The 3,024-nt window shown below is 35.4% G+C and carries 4 protein-coding genes and 1 pseudogene; 3 read left to right on the forward strand and 2 right to left on the reverse strand.

From position 1 onward, the window contains the following. From ABIQ28_RS01180 to ABIQ28_RS01190, 3 genes and pseudogenes are all read left to right on the forward strand, one after another. Nucleotides 1–516 (forward strand): annotated as a pseudogene (locus tag ABIQ28_RS01180) (dihydroorotase); the annotation flags it as partial. Between the two features lies 1 nt (nucleotide 517). Beyond that, nucleotides 518–844, forward strand: a complete 327-nt coding sequence (locus ABIQ28_RS01185) for a hypothetical protein (protein ID WP_348034922.1) — start codon at nucleotides 518–520, stop codon at nucleotides 842–844. A 2-nt stretch (nucleotides 845–846) separates the two neighbouring features. Continuing rightward, entirely contained in the window at nucleotides 847–1,503 is a 657-nt protein-coding gene (locus ABIQ28_RS01190; RefSeq protein ID WP_348034923.1) for an alpha/beta fold hydrolase, read from the forward strand. Between the two features lie 472 nt (nucleotides 1,504–1,975). Here ABIQ28_RS01190 and ABIQ28_RS01195 read toward each other — a convergent pair whose 3' ends face one another. Both ABIQ28_RS01195 and ABIQ28_RS01200 read right to left on the reverse strand, forming a co-directional pair. Beyond that, nucleotides 1,976–2,176 (reverse strand): hypothetical protein, encoded by a 201-nt coding sequence (locus ABIQ28_RS01195; RefSeq protein ID WP_348034924.1) that lies wholly within the window; start codon nucleotides 2,174–2,176, stop codon nucleotides 1,976–1,978. Nucleotides 2,177–2,182: 6 nt separating this feature from the next. After that, on the reverse strand, nucleotides 2,183–2,944 hold the full coding sequence (locus ABIQ28_RS01200; protein WP_348034925.1) for an MBL fold metallo-hydrolase: 762 nt from the start codon (nucleotides 2,942–2,944) through the stop codon (nucleotides 2,183–2,185). Between the last annotated feature and the right edge of the window lie 80 nt (nucleotides 2,945–3,024).

Genomic DNA, 3,024 nt, shown 5'->3' on the forward strand with positions numbered 1-3,024 from the left:
AAAGCTAAAAAACTGGATGTCAGCTGTAGCGTAGCTATTCATAATTTAATACTGACAGATGATGTTTTATCAACGTTTGATACACGCTTTAAGGTTTTACCACCTTTAAGAACACAGTCCGATTGTGTTGCACTTATTGAAGGCCTTAAGGACGGCACCATCGATATGGTAACGAGCGACCATAACCCCATCGATATTGAACACAAAAAAATAGAGTTTGATTACGCCATGTATGGCAGCATAGGTTTGGAAACAGCATTCGGCGCTTTAAACACCGTTTTTACCATAAAGAAAACAATCGATTTGTTAACTAAAGGCAAAGAGCGTTTTGGGATTGATCCCACGTCAATTGCCGTTGGTAAAAACGCAAAGCTGACCCTGTTCAATCCTAATGAAAATTACACATTCAATAAAGAGATGATCCTTTCTAGCTCAAAAAATGCCATCTTTGAAAACTATCCACTAAAAGGTAAGGTTTTCGGTATCTTTTCAAACAATCAATTGGTTTTAAATTAATATGCAAGACTCCACAATTAAAGAGGGCAAAAAATTGGCCATCATAAGTTATATAACTTTTGTAGGATTAATTATAGCCATCATCATGAATTTAGAAAAACGAAATCAATTTACCTTATTCCACATTAGACAGATGTTTGGATTGATGATCATGTTGGTTTTTTCAAATTTGGTAGAACAATATGTCAACAGTCTTTTAGGCACAGCCTTTTGGATCATCACTTTTACAGGCTGGGTACTGGCAATCTATTCTGCCATAAAAGAACAATATAAACCCATTCCCGTTTTTGGAGAAAAATTCCAAGAATGGTTTAAAAATATCAATTAGTAATGTCTGAACTTTCTTTACATCATATCACAAGACCTTCAACTTTAAAAGAAAATGCACCTGTCCTCATCATGTTTCATGGTTATGGCAGTGATGAAAACGATCTCTTTGGTTTTGCTTCTGAATTGCCAGAGGAATTATTCATTATTTCAGCACGAGCGCCCTACCCCATGCAACCTTACGGAAATGCATGGTACGCGATTAATTTCGATGCCGAAATGAACAAATGGAATGACAATGAGCAAGCAATAAAGTCACGCGATTTGATTGCCAAATTTATCGATGAAGTCAAAGAAACTTATCCTATTAATAAAGAAAACGTTACACTTTTAGGTTTTAGTCAAGGTACCATTTTGAGTTATGCCGTCGCGCTAACCTATCCTGAAAAAGTCAGAAACATCATCGCACTAAGCGGTTATATCAGTCCTGACATGCTTCCAGATGAACTTGAAACCAAGGACTATTCTAAATTAGCATTTTATTGCTCGCACGGCAGTGTTGACCAAGTGATACCCGTAGAATGGGCACGGAAAGTGCCTCAGTTTTTAAATGCGCTATCCATTAAAAATACCTACCATGAATTTCCTACGGGCCACGGCGTTGCGCCTCAAAACTTTTATGAATTCAGAAGTTGGTTGAATAAGCGTTTGGAGAAGTAATCTCTTTAGAAAAGATTATGAGTCAAAAATATAAACTCAAAAGTTGGAACTTCAATTCTGATTTTTGAGTTTTTTAGTTGAGGAGTTTGTATATAAAATTTAAGATTACTTTGTCTTAAATATTCTTACTCCAAATTTAAAATCACTATTGTTCAGTAAAAGAACCAAGACCACTGCGTTGATAGAACCTAGAATATAGACTCGTGTCGTAAAGCGCTGAAAGCATGCGGCATATAATTTAAGACTCGGACTAAATTCTCATATTTTATAAACGTTTCTAATAAAAAACAAATGAAGCCCATAGTTGAAGAAAACTTTAAAAATCGCTATATACAAAAGGTTACGCGAAATACTGCAAGTTTTAATCGGACATCAATGATTTAAAATAAAAAGTTTAGTGTTAGAATTTTCGACTTTGCTAAAGCTAAGTACGGGCAGGCAACTTCAATTTCAATTTCAATTTCTTCGACCTCTACTCCAACTCAAGCTGATCCTTCAGTTCCTTTAATTCTCTATTCAATTTTCGTATAGAATCTTTCAGCACTTGCTCTCTTTCGATGTGCTTCGTCATTTTCTCTTGATAAGTTTCAAAGATGTTTTTTGAATTCACATATTGAAATACGATTAATAAAAACGCAAATACAAATGCGTACATAAAGAGTTTTCCTTTCATAAAATTTTATAGGTTTATTACCAAATTATCATAAGCCAAAAAGACATTTTCAGGAAGTTTCTTTTGCACTTCCTCATGAAATCCCAGCATATGGCTGATGTGTGTCAAATAGGCTCGTTCCGGTTTCACTTCATTTATCAGTGCAAGCGCCTCTTTTAAGTTGAAATGCGAAATATGCTCAACCTCTCTTAAAGCATTCACAACAAGCACCTTGACACCTTTTAGTTTTTTAACTTCAGATTTTTCAATCGTTTTCATATCCGTCAAATAGGCAAAATCTCCAAATCTGAATCCAAAAACCTGTAACTTATAGTGCAATCCATTAATTGGCATCACTTCTAAATCCCCTAGTTTAAAGGGTTTGTTCTCAATTCGGATCGGCATTACGCCTGGTGCACCTGCATATTTGTTATCAGTTTCAAAAATATAATCAAATCGCTTCTTAAGCGCTTTTAAAACACGTATGTGCGCATAAATAGGAATATCGCCCTGCTTAAAATAAAACGGTCTAATATCATCCAAACCAGCCGTATGATCGGCATGTTCGTGGGTGAAAACAACACCGTCTAATTTGATACATTTGGAACTCAGCATTTGTTGCCTAAAATCAGGACCGCAATCGATGACATAGGTATAATCATTCCATTCGACCAACACTGAAACCCGAAGACGTTTGTCTTTTGGATCCTCACTTAAACATACAGGATGACTGCTTCCTATCACTGGAATTCCTTGAGATGTACCTGTTCCTAAAAATGTAATTTTCAAAGGTGCTTTGTTTAGAACAAAAGTAGGTTTAATTTTTTGTTTGAGATAGCAATTAGGTACCTTTGTCGTTGACAAAAACT

This window comes from Gelidibacter sp. (genome assembly GCF_039916245.1).
In the GTDB taxonomy this organism is placed as follows: domain Bacteria; phylum Bacteroidota; class Bacteroidia; order Flavobacteriales; family Flavobacteriaceae; genus Gelidibacter.

Excerpts from the sequence above, each read along its gene's own strand:
- ABIQ28_RS01185 (WP_348034922.1), top strand. The coding sequence starts at position 518 with ATGCAAGACTCCACAATTAAAGAGGGCAAAAAATTGGCCATCATAAGT.
- ABIQ28_RS01190 (WP_348034923.1), top strand. The coding sequence starts at position 847 with ATGTCTGAACTTTCTTTACATCATATCACAAGACCTTCAACTTTAAAA.
- ABIQ28_RS01195 (WP_348034924.1), bottom strand. The coding sequence starts at position 2,176 with ATGAAAGGAAAACTCTTTATGTACGCATTTGTATTTGCGTTTTTATTA.